The 17,887-nt window shown below is 61.6% G+C and carries 17 protein-coding genes; 11 read left to right on the top strand and 6 right to left on the bottom strand.

From position 1 onward, the window contains the following. Positions 1 to 24 precede the first annotated feature (24 nt). The 5 genes from ACP15S_RS05530 to ACP15S_RS05510 form a co-directional block, all read right to left on the bottom strand. Positions 25 to 453, bottom strand: a complete 429-nt coding sequence (locus ACP15S_RS05530; RefSeq protein ID WP_425038574.1) for a glyoxalase superfamily protein — start codon at positions 451 to 453, stop codon at positions 25 to 27. Beyond that, the gene (locus tag ACP15S_RS05525; protein ID WP_425038573.1) at positions 450 to 1,838 is read right to left on the bottom strand and encodes an MATE family efflux transporter; all 1,389 of its coding nucleotides are present in this window, start codon (positions 1,836 to 1,838) and stop codon (positions 450 to 452) included. The genes ACP15S_RS05530 and ACP15S_RS05525 overlap by 4 nt, the downstream gene beginning before the upstream one ends. A 231-nt stretch (positions 1,839 to 2,069) precedes the next feature. Continuing rightward, complete coding sequence (gene bla, locus ACP15S_RS05520; protein WP_425038572.1) at positions 2,070 to 3,026, bottom strand: class A beta-lactamase; 957 nt, start codon at positions 3,024 to 3,026, stop codon at positions 2,070 to 2,072. Further along, the gene (locus ACP15S_RS05515; protein WP_425038571.1) at positions 3,023 to 3,889 is read right to left on the bottom strand and encodes a class I SAM-dependent methyltransferase; all 867 of its coding nucleotides are present in this window, start codon (positions 3,887 to 3,889) and stop codon (positions 3,023 to 3,025) included. The genes bla and ACP15S_RS05515 overlap by 4 nt, the downstream gene beginning before the upstream one ends. A gap of 483 nt (positions 3,890 to 4,372) precedes the next feature. Next, complete coding sequence (locus ACP15S_RS05510; RefSeq protein ID WP_425038570.1) at positions 4,373 to 5,356, bottom strand: LysR family transcriptional regulator; 984 nt, start codon at positions 5,354 to 5,356, stop codon at positions 4,373 to 4,375. Positions 5,357 to 5,446: 90 nt separating this feature from the next. Between ACP15S_RS05510 and ACP15S_RS05505 the strand changes: the two genes are divergently transcribed. The 9 genes from ACP15S_RS05505 (at position 5,447) to ACP15S_RS05465 (ending at position 14,127) form a co-directional block, all read left to right on the top strand. Then, entirely contained in the window at positions 5,447 to 6,088 is a 642-nt protein-coding gene (locus tag ACP15S_RS05505; RefSeq protein WP_425038569.1) for a class I SAM-dependent methyltransferase, read from the top strand. Between the two features lie 66 nt (positions 6,089 to 6,154). Continuing rightward, complete coding sequence (locus tag ACP15S_RS05500; RefSeq protein ID WP_425038568.1) at positions 6,155 to 6,835, top strand: DUF2306 domain-containing protein; 681 nt, start codon at positions 6,155 to 6,157, stop codon at positions 6,833 to 6,835. A gap of 32 nt (positions 6,836 to 6,867) precedes the next feature. Beyond that, positions 6,868 to 7,272 (top strand): DUF6326 family protein, encoded by a 405-nt coding sequence (locus tag ACP15S_RS05495; RefSeq protein ID WP_425038567.1) that lies wholly within the window; start codon positions 6,868 to 6,870, stop codon positions 7,270 to 7,272. Then, the gene (locus tag ACP15S_RS05490; protein WP_425038566.1) at positions 7,269 to 7,970 is read left to right on the top strand and encodes a hypothetical protein; all 702 of its coding nucleotides are present in this window, start codon (positions 7,269 to 7,271) and stop codon (positions 7,968 to 7,970) included. Before ACP15S_RS05495 ends, ACP15S_RS05490 begins: the two co-directional genes overlap by 4 nt. Positions 7,971 to 8,021: 51 nt before the next feature. Then, a complete protein-coding gene (locus tag ACP15S_RS05485; RefSeq protein ID WP_425038565.1) occupies positions 8,022 to 8,561 on the top strand; it encodes an adenylate kinase in 540 nt (179 codons plus the stop codon). A 156-nt stretch (positions 8,562 to 8,717) separates the two neighbouring features. Further along, entirely contained in the window at positions 8,718 to 8,894 is a 177-nt protein-coding gene (locus ACP15S_RS05480) for a hypothetical protein (RefSeq protein WP_425038564.1), read from the top strand. A gap of 625 nt (positions 8,895 to 9,519) precedes the next feature. After that, positions 9,520 to 12,033 carry a penicillin-binding protein 1A gene (locus ACP15S_RS05475; protein WP_425038563.1) on the top strand — a complete coding sequence of 838 codons (2,514 nt, stop codon included), beginning with the start codon at positions 9,520 to 9,522 and terminating at the stop codon, positions 12,031 to 12,033. A gap of 250 nt (positions 12,034 to 12,283) precedes the next feature. Then, complete coding sequence (locus ACP15S_RS05470; RefSeq protein ID WP_425038562.1) at positions 12,284 to 12,904, top strand: VPLPA-CTERM sorting domain-containing protein; 621 nt, start codon at positions 12,284 to 12,286, stop codon at positions 12,902 to 12,904. Between the two features lie 137 nt (positions 12,905 to 13,041). Beyond that, positions 13,042 to 14,127, top strand: coding sequence for a fatty acid desaturase (locus ACP15S_RS05465; RefSeq protein WP_425038561.1), 1,086 nt, complete (start codon positions 13,042 to 13,044; stop codon positions 14,125 to 14,127). A 127-nt stretch (positions 14,128 to 14,254) separates the two neighbouring features. Here ACP15S_RS05465 and ACP15S_RS05460 read toward each other — a convergent pair whose 3' ends face one another. Beyond that, complete coding sequence (locus ACP15S_RS05460) at positions 14,255 to 14,923, bottom strand: VPLPA-CTERM sorting domain-containing protein (RefSeq protein ID WP_425038560.1); 669 nt, start codon at positions 14,921 to 14,923, stop codon at positions 14,255 to 14,257. A 353-nt stretch (positions 14,924 to 15,276) separates the two neighbouring features. On the opposite strand from ACP15S_RS05460, the gene prfB reads away from it, so the two are divergent. After that, a complete protein-coding gene (prfB, locus tag ACP15S_RS05455; protein ID WP_425038559.1) occupies positions 15,277 to 16,404 on the top strand; it encodes a peptide chain release factor 2 in 1,128 nt (375 codons plus the stop codon). Between the two features lie 93 nt (positions 16,405 to 16,497). Next, positions 16,498 to 17,886 carry an amidase gene (locus ACP15S_RS05450; RefSeq protein WP_425038558.1) on the top strand — a complete coding sequence of 463 codons (1,389 nt, stop codon included), beginning with the start codon at positions 16,498 to 16,500 and terminating at the stop codon, positions 17,884 to 17,886. Position 17,887: the final 1 nt, after the last annotated feature.

Below are 17,887 nucleotides of genomic sequence, written 5' to 3'. Positions count from 1 at the left end.
CCGACTGCCATCTGCACACGACCATCACAGGTCAATCTCTGCATGGGGAACCCCGTCCGACGTGCGTTCCTTCGAATGACCCGCCGGGCCGATCTCGACCCGAACCTGTTTGCGCAGGTTCGAGAAACTGTCGAAGCGGACGACGTCCACAGCCTCATCAAGAGCAAGCACCAGCCGCAACCGTCCAGGTCGGATCTGCTCCGATTTCCGGACCGTCGCGCGGAACGGTTGAGACATGTACCGCCCCGTCACGCGCCCCCCGATCTGCAAATTGCGGGGCCAAACATTGATCTGCTTTGCGCAGAGCGCGTTCCAATCGCGAAAGCCATGATGCTTTGCAATCCGCTCAAGCGCTTGGGCGTGGCTGATCTGTTGGCGCTGTTCGGCAAGCGCGGCGCGCAGTCTCTTCGCCTCGCTTTTGACCTCTGCCACGGAAGGCAATTCACGGCTCATGAGGCAACCTCCTCGTTTGATGAAAACAGGCCCCATCTCAGCGATTGCTTACGGGCCAACCGCGCCAGGACGAGGCCAGTCAGTCCTGCCAAAAGCGCCTCGGCCAACGGACCGGCGAGCCATATTCCAGGCTCACCGATCAAGCCCGCAAGGACGAATGTCAACGGGATCGCAAAAAGATAGGGCTTGGACAGACCAAGGAGTGCCGCACGACCGGCATCGCCAATCGCTTGGAAATGCATCGCGATCATCATCATCGGGCCCGCCACGAAGAACCCGGCCGACAGCACCGGCAATATCCGCGCAACCTCGGCAATGACAACCGGGTCCGATACGAAGGCCGAGCCGATCGGCCCGGCAAATAAAGACATCCCGATCTGCAGCGTCAGACAATAGACCAAGGCCGCCATGACCGCCGCCCGCAAGCTGGCATCGCTGCGCCCGTAAAGGCCCGCGCCAAAATTGTTGCCGGTAATCGTTTGCATGGAATGTGCCAGCCCGAGAAGCGGCAGGAAGGCGAAGGTGATGAGGCGGGTGATGATGCCATAGGCCGAAACCGTCGCATCGTAATTGGGGGCTTCGACCCATTGCAAGGCAGCGATGATCGCCCCGGAGCCAAGTGCAAGGCCAATAAAATTGAGGCTTTGCGGCGCGCCGAGCGCAAGCATGCGGGCCCACCCTGACCAGAGCGAATGCTGCCACAGGGCAGCAGGTTTCAGCGCTGTCGCACCCAGAACGCGGTACCCGAGAATGAGGAACAATGCCAAACCCTGCGCCAATGCGGTTCCATAGGCAGACCCCGCCACACCCATATCGAGGCGCCCGATCAGGATGAAATTGAAGAGCATGTTGGCCAGCGATACAAAAAGGCTCATTCCTGCCATCAACGCGACAAGCCCTTCGTTGCGCAACGCATCGGAATTGACCGACAGGACGAAGACGATGGGCGACGCGAACGCAGTGATGCGCAGATAGATCAGCCCCATCTCGGCCAACTCTTCCGATCCACCGGCGACAAGAAGCGCCACCGGCTCTCCGAAGCCAAGAAACAGAGCCACAAGACCGACACCCACCGCCAGCGCCATGCCATGCGCGCTGGCATAGGTCGCGCGGGCCCCGGCCATCTCACCAGCGCCGATCTCTCGGGCGAGGCAGCTTGACATGCCCGACGACACCAGCGTCGCCAGCGAGACGATCAGCATGTAGAGCGGGAACATCAAAGTGACGGCCGCCAGGGCCTGGGGCCCTGCAAAATGGCCGAGAAACAAGGCATCGGCGACGGCAAGCAGCCCGTTCATGCTCATCACGAAGATGATCGGCAGTGCTGTACGGACATAGATCGGGCGCAGTGGCCCGTTGAGAAACCTATTGGTTTGGGACGACATGACCCCGTTTTCCTTCCGGCTTTGGTCGCGCAAGAAGTGGATGGGGCCCGCATTACCATCTGCACGACACAGGCCGAGGATGACGAAGATCGTATCTGGTACAGAACTTCACCGTGACGAATGTCGGCGGGCGGCGGGCGTCTGTGGCCTGCGGTCTCACTACGGAGACGTGCAATTTGTGTCAAGCGGGTCTGGATCGGCCAATGTGGCGCGGTGGTGAAGTACATCACTTCATTGATCCGCCATCAGATCAGCTACAGCGGCGGACAGCCCTATCAGCGCGGCGTTGCGCCTCTCAAAGCTCACTTCGGCGTCCGAGATGTAGATCGCGACGAAATACGGCGCCCCCACATTCGGCGTCACCATTGCAATCAGGCTTCGGCTGCTGGCGCTGGCCCCGGACTTGTCCGCAACATCCCACGTGTCCGGTACATACGGACGCAACAGGCTGCCCGTCACCCCGCCCAGGCCCATCCACGCGCGCAACTGAGATCTGGAGGGCTGAGAAAGCACATCACCCATCAGCAGTGTTTCCAGTGACGCGGCCATCGCATCCGGTGTCGAGGTGTCCCACAGACCGTTCGCGCTGAGTGTGTTCAGCTCGGGTTCGCGGCGGTCCAGCCGTCCCACCCCATCCCCGATGCTCCGCAGGAAGTCGGTGATCGAGTTCGGGCCACCCAAGCGGTCAATCAACAGGTTCGCGGCGGTGTTGTCGCTCAGATCGATGGTTGCAAGGCAGAGATCGCCGATGGACATGAAGGCCCCGACGCGGGCCGCGGTCACCGGGGCATAGTCCTGAAGGTCTGATGGCGTGATCGCAAGGGCCTCATCCAGATCAAGGGTGCCCGCGTCGGCGCGGGCAAGGATCGCACCGCAGAGCAGTGCCTTGAATGTACTCGTCATCAATACTCGCTCATCCCCGCGATGGCTCCATGACCAGTCGGTGCCGCTCCGGCGGATCACCAGCCCGACCCGCGCATCGAGCGTGTCTTCGACGCTCTGGACGGCTTCGCGCAATGTGTTCTGAGGCGTCTGGGCCAGCGCCGGAAAAGCGGCGACAAAGGCAAACGTGATTGTCCATGCGCTGCGACCCAGCCCCCGCCGCAGTCGAGCGGCACGCATCTTTGAGGGGCAGGGAAACGCAGCGAACAGGCGCCGTGGTAGTGTCGGGTTTTTCATGGCATTCATCTTTCACTGCTCGATATTGGTTTTGTCTTGCTAGAAACCGCGCGCCGTTTGGCGATTGGCTTGCGTCCGGTCGCGATCCATGCAGTCGCCGCCAACCTGTTCGGAAACGGTCCGGCCTTGGCATCGATGAACCTGACGGCATCATCCGATAGCGCCGCCCAGGCGTCGGCCGACAGACGCGACCGCATGACCGACACCGGTGCGCTGCCCTCCGTCAATCCGTGCCAAAGCTCGCTGGCCGACGGAAACGCGAAGCTGCGCTCAACCGGGTGCACGGCGACGTCCGCGAAACCGGCGGCCCGCATCTCGGACAAAAGAACATCCGGATTCTCCAACGAACTGATGTCGTATGCGGGGGGCCCTCGCGACGGATCGAGACGCGCGATCGTATGCGCCATCACTTCGAACAAGGGACAGAGAGACAGCCTGGCCCAGCTTGAAACGCACCCTGTGCCGCTCGGGCGCAACGTGCGAAGCATCTCGGCATAGCCCTTTGTTCGATCAGGGAAGAACATCAGCCCGAACAGGGAAAACGCCGCATCGAACTGGTCGTCCTCGAAAGGCAAAACCTGCCCATCCCCGTGATGGACCGACACACCCTCCAGTTGATCCCGGGCGACGTTCCTTTCCAGGATCCACAACATGCGGGGTGAGAAATCGAGCGCACTGACACGCGCACCGCGTTCGGCAAGCAAAATTGTGAGCGTTCCTGGCCCACAGGCAATATCTGCAACGGTCTGGCCGGGCTGCACGTTGGCGAGATGCAGCGCGGCGTCGGCGAATTCCGCGAACACGGGCCGCGCAGAGGTCTCATAACCATCCGCAACCCGGTCCCACGGGTCGACATCACTCAAATCGGTCATTCTTGGGTGGCTCCGTCCCTGGTACCTTGGCCGCCGAGATATGGCACGATCGGCTTTCGAACCGAGGAATGCCCATTTTTTCATGCTGGATACATTGCTGAAATTCGAACAGCGGCCATACACCGGTATATGAACTCGTACGGGCAGCGGGGCGTCGCCCGACAAGCGCCGGTCTGGTGCGCTCGTCAGATTTTCCGGGTCAGTTTTGTTTCAGGCGCCCTGACGACGAATCAATCGCAAGATCTGCGACCATCGAGGACATCGGTCTCGTCACGATGTCATTCGGCGAGTGCGACGCGATCCTTGCGGAATGGTTCGCACAAACTGGTTTCCACGGACTTTCTCCGTTCAGGCCTTGGCGCTCAACTTTTGCGCCATCAACGGCAAGTGGCCACTCATATATCGCCTACGGGATTGCCTCGCGGCTTGGTTGGAACCCGAGCAACCGGGCCATTGACCACTTGGCGGTACCATGCTGCCCGGTCACGCTTTGGGTGCGCGCGCTCCAGCAATCGCCTTGGACCCCGAACCAGGCGCGGCGATCTTGGGCGTAGAGTCCGACGGCCTTTGTCGCGCAAGACGTTCCGCAAGCCCTCTGGCCAACGTGTCAAACACGATGCGGATGCGCCGGCTTGTCTGCAATTCCCGGTGCGTGACGAGCCAGATCGGAAACTCGAGCGTCGGGAAATCGTCAATAACCCGTTCAAGGGTCGGTTCCGCATCGGCGAGCGCTTCGGGCAGCATCGACACGCCGTATCCGGCCTTCACCAGTTCCCACGCCACAACGCCGTTCGCGCTGGACATCACAAAGCTCTCGGCTCGCACCGGTATGCCCATGTTGTGAAGCGGTGCCATCAATCGTTCGGGGTCTGCGTTGCCGACGAAATCGTAGTCGGCAATGTCGCGCAAGCGGCCTGGACGACCCACCCGATCAAGATACGCGGAGGTCGCAAAGAGGTTGGCGCGAAAGTCGCCGATGTGCCGGGCGATCAGATCGGGCTGATCCGGCCGGACGTGACGGATCGCGATGTCGGCGTCACGTTCGGTCAGGTTCTCCAGCTCGCTCGATGTGAGAATACGAACGCGGACGCCGGGTGCAGTCTCGCGCAATGGCCAGAGCACACCCGGCAGCACGGACACCGATAGCAAATCGGTGCCGGTCACGGTGACCTCTCCCGTCACATCCTGCGAACTGCCATCCGCCACCATCGAGATCAGCGTCGCCGCTTCGCCCATCGCCCGCACATGGTCCAAAAGGTTGCGACCTGCTTCGGTCAGCTTCAGCCCGCGCACGCTCCGTTCAACGAGCGTCACCCCAAGCGCTTCCTCCAATGCACCGATCTGCCGACCAATGGTCGGTTGGGTCGTCTTCAGAGCCCGAGCTGCACCGCTGAACGAGCCCTTCTCGGCCGTGGCGAGAAACGCGCGCACCTGGTTCCAGTCAAAGGAGATGGCCTGCCAGTTCATGCATCTGCGTATAGCAAGTGTAGAAATTTAGGCAATCCACCATTTACTGACGCACAGATAAACGGTCTTCAATCTAGGAGGCCCGACGTGATGAACACCACCACCTACTCAAACCGATCCCTCTCTTTCTGGGACAAGGCCGCTGCGAAGTATGCCCGTAGGCCGATTGCCGACCCTGCAGCTTATGACGCCAAGATCGCCCGGGTCCGTGCCCTTCTGCATGCAGAGGACCGGATGCTTGAGATCGGGTGTGGAACTGGAAGCACCGCGCTCAGGCTAGCCGAGCATGTCGCGGAACTCACCGCAACGGACATCTCGGGCCGCATGATCGACATCGCCGAAGAAAAACGCGCGTCCGCCGATGTCTCCAATCTGACATTCGTGCGCGCTGATGCGACCGCGCGACTGCCCGGCGCGCCCTTCGACATCATCACGGCGTTCAGCATGCTTCACTTAGTGGAAGACGTGCCCTCCGTCCTGGGCGCCGTTTACGATCAACTGAAACCGGGCGGCTTGTTCATGTCGAAGACGGTGTGTCTCGGAGACGCGGGCAGGCCATTGCGCATTTTCGTTCGTGCCCTCGGCATCATTGGCATCGCGCCGCCCGTCACGATCCTGAGCAGGGCCGAACTGAGCCATGCCTTGGTCCGCGCAGGCTTCGACCTCGTCGAGTGCCGATATTTCGGCAAGGGACGACTGAACCCTTTCATCATTGCGCAGCGCCCCCTCTGACCTCAAGCCGCATCCTTTGCACCCCTCCCCCGTCGGGAGCGTGCATCAAAACAACCGGACCCCACCATGCGCAGACTTACAAAAAACGAATGGACATTCCTGGCGGTAGTGGCGGTGTATTCGTTCATTCCGGCAATTCTGGGCCTTTTCCGGATACCGGAACTTGTTGGCGGGCCGACGATCATGCCGCCAAATCCGCGCGCAGTCATCGACCCGGTCCCGATCATCCTCCACATCCTGGCGAGCTCGATCTTCTGTCTTGCCGGCGCGGTTCAGTTTCTGCCGAGCGTCAGACGGGATCGCCCAGCCGTTCACAGAGGCCTTGGCCGTGTAGTTGTCGCAGCAGGCGCGATCAGCGCGTTGGCCGGGCTTTGGATGACGGTTTTCTACGTCTTTCCACCTGCCCTTCAGGGACCGCTGCTTTATTGGGCACGTGTCTTTCTCAGCCTTGCAATGTTCGCTTTCCTGTTCCGGGCGGTGATTGCGCTCAGGGCCCGAAATGTCGCGGCACACCGGGCCGCAATGCTGCGGTCCTACGCTATTGGCCAGGGGGCCTCGACACAGACGGCACTATTCATCGTGGCTATGGCGTTTTCTGGTGTCGAGCCTCTCGACCTCTTCCGGGAGCTGATCATGGTCGCGGCGTGGGTGCTCAACCTCCTGACCGCGGAATTCGTCATCCGCCGCACCGTTGCGACGCCCCGATTTTCCGTGGCCGTCTCGCGTCGGTCGCAATCCCAGGACTGATGCCCTCCAACCCCAAGTACAAAGAAACCGATATGCGTAAACTCGACCCCCACACACTTCTGTCCACGCTCTGGCTGTTCATCCTGCTGAACATCATCTTTCGCGACATCCACCAATTCGCTCTGAAGTCGCATCTCGAGATGCTCCTGACCGGCTACTACGACGGCATGCTGATCACAGATGAGCTGATGCTGCTTGGCGGGTTTCTTGCGCTTGTGCCGATTTCAATGGTCCTTCTGTCGCTTCTGCTCCAGCCACGCTGGCTTCGTCCGGCAACGGCCGTCGCGGTTGTGTTCACGGCAGGTCCCGCGATCCTCTCACCGCCCACCGACCTCGACGATGTGCTGCACTTCTCGGTCGCAATTCTGGCGTTGGTTGCAATCTCGTGGATCGCGTGGACAACACTCGGCAAACCAGCCGCGCGGCCCGCGTCATGACCCACCATGCGAACCCCATGTGTTTCGTCTGGATCGGCAAACCTAAACCGCTGCGGCGCTGCGCCCGTCTGTTCTGTTTGGTTCTCATGGTCGGACTTGTGTATTCGCTGGTTTCCCATTCGCTCGAAGTCCCCGCGACACTCCTGGCAGAGCTGGAGATCGGAATGCAATCGCTCTGCATGGTCTGGATCGTTCTGCTGCTCTACGTTGTCCTCCTTGCCGTCCCGTTTGTGCCAAGCGCAGAAATCGGCCTCGCCGTCATGCTGGCCTTGGGATCGTCAATGGCCGTGCCAGTCTATGCCGCAACCGTTCTCGGTCTGACCATCGCCTTCATAGCGGGGCGCCACGCGCATCTCTACCCGCGCGGCAATGGCACGGGCGACGCTCTCCGGACGCCCGATGGGATCGCACTCCTGCACGACAGGCTGCGCAATCGGCCGACCCTGCAGCACCTACTACGATTTCGCGGTCTGGCGTTCATCGCCATGATCAACATGCCCGGCAACACGGTCGTGGGCGGCGGTGGCGGCATCGCGATGGCCATTGGATACAGCCGGTCGCTGACCCTCAGGCAATTCCTCCTTTGCACAGCAGTTGCAGTGGCGCCGGTCCCTGCGGTATTCCTCGCAGCCGACCTCATCGGGCTGGAAAGTTCGGTCCGCGATTGGCTCCATCACATATTGACCGCCTCGACTTGAAGCCCCCCGACGGGCTTCCATTGCCACGGCTTCGGCAGGTAGAAAAACAAGATGACACAGGACGCCTCAACCACAGCAACCATCAAAAGAGTGACGGTTTTCGGAAAGCCTGCGGGCGGCAAGTCGACGCTGAGCCGCAGGATATCCGAAGCGACCGGCATCGCCTTGTTTCCGCTGGACCTATTGGAATACAGTCAAAACGGCGACCTCGTTGACAGGAACGTCTTCCACCAGAAACATGCCGAGCTGATCGCATCCGACGAATGGGTGATTGAAGGCTTGGGAACCATGCGCTCCTTTTGGGATCGCATTGATGCGGCGGACACGCTCGTCTACGTCGATCTGCCCTACCGCATTCACTACTGGTGGGTGATCAAGAGGTTCCTCAAGGGCCCCTTCGTCAGGCCGCTTGGGTGGCCCGAAGGAAGCTCGGTTCTCAAAGGCACCCTCGCAGGTTTCAAGTACCTCAAGTTGTCGCGCGGTTTCTGGACGCAAGATCTGCTCGAAAAAATCAAAGCACGTGCCAAGGGCAAGACGTTGCACCACATCACGTCGCTCAAGCAGCTCAACACATTCACAGACAACCTGTAGGTTGCCCGTCTGGAAAGTCCGACCCGTGGCGTACTAGCTGCATCCCTTCCTGGGGAAGCCATGGCCATGAAACCAAACCTCAAATTCGTTTGGTAGTCACACATCGCTCTAGCCCATGTCGCACACCATATGTCCGATCCGCGGAGGGCAGTGCATATGCCCTTGCTGGAGCCGGCTTGGGATCAGGCGCAGGCCGTCAACTTCATCGCTTTGAATGAAGCGGTCTGGCGCGGGGCGGGCTGGGGCCTTGGGCGTTTCTGGCAGACGGCAATTATGCCTGTTGGGGCGGTTTTCAAAGAGAACGAGACGAGTGGGATTTCGGATTGGTACTGAGGCCCGATGCTTCCGGCCTCGGGACGCGCATAGCGAAGACGGCCACCCATTTCGCCATGGAAGGGGAGTGCATTTTCGTCGTGACGTTCCTAACGCCGCCGTCCGCATTGGTTATTTTGTGGCCGAACCCGTCGCACTGCCGATAGTTCACAACCTTCGGCGGTTGCGTTTTTCGCTGATATTGCAAAGCGCACATAGCAGACCTTCAAACGACAAAACTGATTTGTAGGAAAGTCCGCATCATTCCTGTCTGACGTGGCTGCCGCGAAAGTACGCGTCGGTGCGAGCGAAACCGACCCCTGCGAACGACCGCAGTGACGACACGCGTTGCGCTGTATCAAAAGTATTGCCGCATGTGCGAACAAATGCTGTGTCAGCGAAGTCAGAAAAGACAATGTCCGCTTCGTCCCGCACAGCAGCCGTCCCTCTCTCAATCAACCACAGCGCATCCCACCTTTGTCCCAAGCGCGCACATTCTGGCAGTCCACGGTTTCGGGGGCACCGGCCCATTGCGCGAGATGGGCACTTCCGCCCACCAGCAAAACCCCGCACAAATGTGACGCAGCCTCTTTTGACCCACCCCCGGGATACCTTTATAACGGGGTGAGAGCAGGAGGGCGCGCTGGTGCTGCGATTCATTATGTCGATCCTTGGAGGCGTGTTCAGCCTCATCACCCTGGGGGCTGCCGTTGTGGCGATCACCATCGGGGCGATTTTCTGGATGTATGGCCGGGATCTGCCCTCCCATGAAAGCCTCGCGCAATACACGCCGCCGACGATCTCCCGGATCTATTCCGGCGAGGGCAATATCATTGATGAATTCGCCCAGGAGCGGCGGCTCTTTACGCCCGCCGAGGATATTCCCGATCTGGTGAAACAGGCCTTCATCTCGGCGGAAGACAAGAATTTCTACACCCATGCGGGCTATGACGTGCGCGGGATCGGAGCGGCGGCGGTTGAGGCCGTGCGCTCGCGCGGCTCCAATGTGCGCGGCGCCTCCACGATCACCCAGCAGGTCATGAAGAACTTCCTGCTTTCGGGCGACCGGCGCGCCGAGCGCAAGATCAAGGAGATCATCCTGGCCACCCGGATCGAGGATACTCTCTCCAAGGAGAAGATCCTTGAGCTCTATCTCAACGAGATTTTCCTGGGCCAGAATTCCTACGGCGTGACCGCTGCGGCGCAGACCTATTTCAACAAGACGCTCTCGGAGCTTGCGCCTCATGAGGCGGCCTTCCTGGCCTCCCTGCCCAAGGCGCCCTCGCAATACCACCCCGTGCGCCAGATCGAGCGGCTCACAAACCGGCGCAATTTCGTGCTGCGCGAGATGAAGGAGAACGGCTATCTCACGCCCGCGCAATATGAGGTCGAGGTGGCCCAGCCCGTGCGCTCGGTCCAGAACGGTGATTTCGAGCCCTTCCGCCGCTCCCTGCCGCCGCGCGATTACTTCACCGATGAGATCCGCCGCCAGCTGAGTCGCGATTTTGGCGAGGAGGAGTTCTTCTCCGGCGGCATGGCCGTGCGCGCGACGATTGATCCCGAAATGCAGGTCGAGGCGGCGCAGGCGCTGCAGCGGCGGTTGGAGGCATATGACCGTGGCGCGGGGCGCTGGCGCGGCACGGGCAAGACGATCCCTGTCGAGACACTGGGCGACGAAAGCGCCTGGCGCGCGGCGCTCAGTGAGGTGTCCGTGGCGCGCGATATCGAGCTCGATGCCAAATGGCATGTGGCCGTGGTGCGCGAGGTCCGGGAGAACGAGCTGCTCCTGGGTATCGAGAATATCTCGACCGCTGATCCGCGCGGCATGACCCTGCCCCGTTCTGACACCAACTGGTTTACCGGCAATCTCTTCGAGAATTTCTCGCCTGGCGATGTGATCCATGTGCGCGAGCGGACGGAAGGCGGGCAGTTTGTCCGCTGGAGCCTGCGGCAGGTCCCGCAGGCGCAGGGCGCTTTCGTGGCCATGGACGTCAATACGGGCCGGGTGATCGCGATGCAGGGCGGCTTCTCCTACCAGAACTCCGTCTTCAACCGGGCAACACAGGCGCAGCGCCAGCCGGGCTCGGCCTTCAAGCCCTTTGTCTATGCCGCAGCGCTCGATTCCGGCTATTCCCCCGCGACAATCGTCGTGGACGCGCCCATCGAGATCAACACGCCGCAGGGCATCTGGCGGCCCAAGAACGCCTCCAACAAGTTCTACGGCCCCACGCCTCTGCGCACCGGCATCGAGCAATCTCGGAACCTCATGACGATCCGTTTGGCGCAGGAGGTGGGCATGGATGTCGTGGCGGGCTATGCCGAACGTTTTGGCGTTTATGACCGGATGAACCAGGTGCTGGCTGCGTCGCTGGGCTCTGACGAGACGACGCTCTACAAGATGGTCGCCTCCTACGCGATGTTTGCCAATGGCGGCGAGCGGATTGAGCCGACGCTGGTCGACCGGGTGCAAGACCGGTTCGGCAAAACAATCTTCCGCCATGACAGCCGCGATTGTACCGATTGCGACGTGCCGGGCATTGCCTCGGACCGGGGGCCGCGCGTCCTCTCTGATCGCTCGCGCGTGATGGATGCCGTCACAGCGCACCAGCTGCGCTCCATGATGGAAGGCGTTGTTGAGCGCGGCACAGCGGCCAAGGCCGTGAACCTCGGCGTGCCGACAGCAGGCAAGACGGGCACGACCAATGACGCCAAGGACGTCTGGTTCGTGGGCTTTACTTCCAATATCGTGGCGGGCTGCTATATCGGTTATGACAATCCCCGCTCGCTGGGGCGCGGCGCCTCGGGGGGCGGCATGTGCGGCCCGGTGTTCAACCAGTTCATGAGCAAGGCCATCCAGAAATACGGCAGCGGTCCTTTCCGCGCGCCGGAGGAATGTGAGTTCATCAACATCGACCGCTTCTCGGGCGCCCGGATCTCGGATGGGGCCTCAGGCGAAAATGTCGTGGCGGAATGCTTCCGTCCCGGCGAAGAGCCTGTCTTCGGCATCACCTTCGACGGCGGCTTCGCCATGGGCGGCAGCTTCGAGCGCTTCGATGTGGGCGGCGGTGGCTCGCGTCAGGTCACGACCTCCACCGGGCGCAAGGCAATCGTGGGCCCCAAAGCCTCCTTCGGTTCCCTCTCCTCAGGCGGTCTTTACTAAGCCTGCCCAGCGGCTGCCCGAGGCGCAACGACGCCCCCTCGGGCCTCCTTCATCTTGCCATGTAAACTCCGGGGGGAACGCGCGCAGCGCGTGGGGGGCTGGCCCCCCGAACTCCCGGTGGCGCAGGTGTCTCGTGCACGTATCGCAGCGCCAGATGCACCATGTTCCGGCGACGATGACTTGACAGGAGCTTTGCTCCGTCTCATTTCTAAAAAACCGAAACCGTTAACGATTTTGAAAGGCCCTTTCCATGAAACCCATTCTCTTCGCCGCTTTGGCTCTGTCCCTCAGCAGCCCCGCTTTCGCCGCCAGCGTTCTGTTTGAAGACGATTTCGAAAACAACACTGCAGGGGCCAACCGGACACCTTCGGGGTGGTCCGCAGTCAGTGGTGCCGTGGACATCACAGGCCCCGGCTACTTCCCCCAGATCTGCTACAATACGGGCAATTGCATTGACCTTGATGGCTCCTCGGGCACCGTCGGCCATATCCAGACAACCCAAAGCTTCACGCTGACCACGGGCGCGCTCTATTCGCTGACATTTGACTACACATGGAATTACTTCCAGCAACAAAACCCGAACTCGATGAACTTCGGCGTGGGCGGTTTTTCCGACAGCCTCACAACCACCGGGACCCGCACCAGCGATGGCACAGGCGCCTACGAAAGCCTCAGCTTCAGCTTTCTTGGCAATGGCAGCACGGGCGCCATCTTCTTCCAGCATCTGGGCGCCTCTGATCTGGGCGGCATCGTGATCGACAATGTGACGCTCACCGAAACACCCGTCACAGCGCCGGTTCCCCTGCCCGCAGGCCTGCCGCTGCTCTTGGCCGGCCTCGGCGGCCTGGCTTTGGCGCGTCGCAAGAGCTGACGGGCGCATCAGCCGCCAGACCCACCTGCGAGACCCGCCCCTCTTGGGGGCGGTCTCCCTGCCTCAGCCCCCGCACATCTCAGCATCTCTCCGCCTGTGCTTGACCTTGTTGCACGAGGTTTCCTAGGCTGCGACCCATGACAGAGACACATGCTCAGGATTACGCGCTATCCGGCGCAGGCGCGCGCCGCGCCGAGGCGGAGGGACGGGCCAATCCCAAATGGTACCGCACTAAAGTGGACCCCGCCGCGATCCGCGCCTTGATGGAAAAAGAGGATGCACGCCCCACGCGGGATGCGCTCATTTGGCTGGGTGCGCTTGTCATGAGCGGGGCCGCAGCCGTGACGCTTTGGGGCTCATGGTGGTCCCTGCCCTTCTGGATGGCCTACGGCGTGCTCTACTGCTCTGCCTCCGATGCGCGCTGGCATGAATGCGGGCACCGCACCGCCTTCAAGACGCCCTGGAAAAACGAGGTGATCTACCAGATCGCGAGCTTCTTTCTGTTGCGCTCGCCTGTGGTCTGGCGCGCCAGCCATGTCCGCCACCATACCGATACGATCATCGTCGGGCGCGACCCTGAAATTCAGGCCATGCGGCCGCCCGATCTGGTCAAACTGCTTCTGAATATCTTTGGCCTGACTGATCTCGTGACCCATGCGCTGCCGCGCTACTGGCTGCATCTGACGGGCCGCGTGCATCCCGAGGAAGCGCCTTACCTGCGCACACAGGATTATCCCGTGATCTTCCGGACGGCGCGGATCTGGGCTGTGTTGCATGCCGGTGTGATCGGTGCTGCGCTTTGGTCGGGCTCGCTCCTGCCGCTGATGCTTGTTGGCCTGCCGCGCATCTATGGTGCCTGGCATATGTGGATGACGGGGGTTTTGCAGCATCTGGGGCTGGCGGAGAACGTCACGGATCACCGTCTCAACACGCGCACGGTTCTGATGAACCCGATCTCGCGCTTTTTGTACCTCAATATGAACTACCATATCGAGCATCACATGTTCACCATGGTGCCCTATTACAATCTCCCGCGGCTGCATGCGTTGATCGCCCATGATCTGCCCCCGCCAGAGCCGTCTATCCCGGCCGCCTTCGGTAAGCTCGTGCCGGTCATGCTCAAGCAAGTGCAGCAGGAAAAGGCAGTTATCCTGCCGCAACTCCCTCCAACAGCTGCGCCTTTCGGGGCGGAAGCGGAGGTTCTGCGGCCTTACGCCATGTGAGCCTACGCGCTCCCCTGCTCTGCCCAGAGCGTCGCGGCCTGTGGAAAGTCCTGTAGTGTCGCAACGCAAAAAGGGCCAGCGCAGCGCGCCGACCCTTTTCACTCACGGGGTTTATGTCAATGAGACGTCAGGCGGCGCGGCGGCGCAGAAGCGCCAGCCCTCCCAGACCCGCCAGCAAGAGTGGCAATCCCGCAGGCAGCGGCACAGGCGCGATGAAGGGATCGGGCAGGTCTGATCCCGTGACTTTCAGGATCGAGGGATCACCATTTGTCGCCGCGTAAAGCAGGCGCCAATCGCCGCCGTCAAAGCCTGTCGCGTTGGTATTGACGACGGATGTCGGGTTGGCCCGTGTGGCATAGGCCACGCCATCGTCATAGGCGGTGATGCCATCGTCATGGCGGATGACAGAGTCAAAACCGCTCAGGAAGGTCGCCGTGAAGTCAAAAAACGTCACCGTGGCCGAGCCTTGGCGGATGTTCGGGCGGCTGAGCTGCAAGGCGGCTGTGGTGCTGGAGAGCGGTGTGAAGCTGCCGCCCACACCGGTGTTGAGCCAGTCTTCGATGGTGGTGCTGTCATCCATGTTGCGTGTGCCGAAGTCGATCTGGCCTGTGTAGGTGATCGTTTCGAGAAAGACCGTATCGGCCGCCAGAAGGTTGGCGGCATCTGCGCGCGCCTCGGCGGATGTGGCATTGGTGCGCTGGTAAATGTCGACGCTGAATGTACCGCTCAATGTTGCGGCGACAGCGGGCATGGCAAAGGCGCACAGAGCACTGGCGGCGATCAAAAAGGTCTTCATAACGTCTCCACTCGATAAGGTGCCCCCACCCGTACGAGTTACGCCCCTTTGTGCTACGAAGAACGCACGCGCACTGGCCAGAGGAAAAAGGCAGGTTCGCCGCATTTCCGTCCAAAAGTCGCCTGATTGGGTATCATGATACGCAAAGCCCGCCAGAATGGGGTATCTGGCGGACGCAGCCTGGGAGCGCCGTTTCGCGCATCTGTGCAATCGAGGCTCTGCGCGGTTTTTGTTTCCATGGGACTTCAGCCAGAATCACTTGTCTCGTCACCCAACGCATCACCCGCGCCATCTTGTGAGGCGCGCAGGGCTGGGCTACATCTCGCAGACAGAAGTCAGAACAAGGCCCCGGGATGCGCGCTGAAATTCAGAACATGGTTGAGAAGATCGAAACCTCGCTGGAGCTTCTAGCCCAGCGGATGGATTACGAGACCGCCCCGCACCGGCTGGAAGAATTCAATGCCATGACCGAAGATCCCGATCTTTGGAACGACCCCGAGAAGGCGCAAAAGCTGATGCGCGACCGTCAGACGCTGATGGACAAGGTCGCGACCTATGAGGGGATCAAGCAGGATCTGTCGGACAATATCGAGCTCATCGAGATGGGCGAGATGGAGGACGACGCCGAGGTCGTCTCCGAGGCGGAAGCCGGGATCGAGGCGCTGGTCGCCAAGGCCGCCGAGAAAGAGCTCGAAGCGCTGCTCGATGGTGAGGCGGATGCCAATGACACGTTCCTTGAGATCAACGCGGGCGCAGGCGGCACGGAGAGCTGTGACTGGGCCTCGATGCTGGCGCGGATGTATGTCCGCTGGGCCGAGAAGAAGGGCTACAAGGTCGAGCTGCAATCGGAGAGCCCGGGCGACGAGGCCGGGATCAAATCGGCGGCCTACAAGATCTCCGGCCACAATGCCTATGGCTGGCTGAAATCGGAAAGCGGCGTGCACCGGCTGGTGCGTATCTCTCCCTATGACAGCGCGGCCAAGCGGCATACCTCGTTCAGCTCGGTCTGGGTCTACCCGGTGGTCGATGACAATATCGAGATCGAGGTGAACCCCGCCGATATCCGCATCGACACCTACCGCTCCTCCGGCGCGGGCGGCCAGCACGTCAACACGACCGATTCCGCCGTGCGCATCACCCACAATCCCACGGGCATCGTCGTGACAAGCTCGGAAAAATCCCAGCACCAGAACCGCGACATCGCCATGAAGGCGCTCAAATCGCGGCTCTACCAGCTCGAGCTCGACAAGCGGAACGCCGCCATCAACGAGGCGCATGAGAACAAGGGCGATGCGGGCTGGGGCAACCAGATCCGCTCTTACGTGTTGCAGCCCTATCAAATGGTCAAAGACCTGCGCACCAGTCATGAGACGTCGGACACCAAAGGTGTGCTCGATGGCGATCTTGATGGGTTCATGGCTGCAACACTGGCCATGGATGTCGCGGGCAAAAGCCGGGCCGATGCCCAGAATGACGGCTAGCGCGCCGATACTGGCGTGCGATGTCGGGGGGTCAGACCCCCGTCCTGCGGACTCCCTCCGCGATGTTTTCAGCAACAGGAAGGGGGTGGCTCTATGGCAGATGTGATGGCACCAGCCCATGTCTTGGCAGCCCAGCTCCGTGCGGGGCGCCTGAAAGCGGTCGACGTGATGGCGGCCTGTTATGATCAGCTGGAGGCCCAGAATGGAGCGCTGAACGCTGTGGTCTCTGCCCTGCCCCGGGACGCGGCCATGGCGCTGGCCCATGCCGCGGATCAGAGCGCGCCGACGGGCTCGCTTCACGGCCTTCCCCTCGCGGTCAAGGATTTGGCCAATGCCGCAGGCTTTCCGACGTCGATGGGCTCGCCCCTTTCGAGCACGAGGGCCGTTTCAGCAGATGACCCGCATATTGCGCGGCTGCGTGCAGCGGGCGCTCTCGTGTTTGGCAAGACCAATACACCCGAATTCGGGCTGGGATCCCACAGCTACAACCCCGTGCATGGCGTGACCCGCAATCCCTTTGATCCCGCGCGCTCCGCTGGTGGCTCTTCGGGGGGGGCTGGCGTGGCGCTGGCCTGCGGGATGATGCCCATTGCTGATGGCTCCGACATGATGGGCTCCTTGCGCAACCCAGCTGTCTGGAACGGTGTCTATGGGCTGCGCCCCAGCTTTGGGCGTGTGCCCAGTGAGCCCAATGGAGACCGCTTTCTCAATATGCTCTCGACAAATGGGCCGATGGCGCGCTGTCCTGAAGATCTGGCGCTTCTGCTGGATGTCATGTCCGGGCCCGACGCGCGGCAGCCCCATGGGCGGGATCTGCCACAGGTCACGCCTGCCTTGACGGCAGAGACCGGCGCGCTGCGGCTCGGGTGGCTGGGCGATTGGGGCGGCGCCTGGCCCATGGAAGAGGGGCTGTTGGCGGCCCATGAGGCAGCCTTGGAACAGTTTGAAGCGCTGGGGCACGCCGTGACCGCCCTGCCCGCGCCTTTTGACCGGGACGCGCTTTGGCACAGCTGGATTGACCTGCGATCTCTTGTGGTTGCTGGGTCGCTGCGCGCGCTCGCCCATCGCCGCGATGGGCTCAAACCCGAAGCCCTGTGGGAGTTGGACCGGGGGCTCGCGTTCAGCGGTGCGGAGATCCTGCGCGCCTCCAGTGATCGCGCGGCGTGGTACCGGACGGTGATGGCGCTCTTTGAGACCTATGACGCGCTGATCCTGCCTGCGGCGCAGGTGCGTCCTTTCCCGGCGGACTGGGCCTGGCCGCGCGAGATCGCGGGCGTGGAGATGGACAGCTACCACCGTTGGATGGAGGCTGTGATCCCGGCATCGCTCATCGGGCTGCCCTGTCTGGCGGTGCCTGCGGGGCTCGATCGCGGCCTGCCATTTGGCCTCCAGATCATGGGGCCACCTGACAGCGATGCGCGGCTGCTGCAAATCGCGCGGGACTGGCACAGGCTTGGGCTGCAACCCCGGCCCGGGCCCTGAT

Origin of the sequence: Primorskyibacter sp. S187A (assembly GCF_049800955.1) — a bacterium.
Taxonomy (GTDB): Bacteria; Pseudomonadota; Alphaproteobacteria; order Rhodobacterales; family Rhodobacteraceae; genus JAKVBH01.
This window is presented reverse-complemented; position numbering and strand designations above follow the sequence as displayed.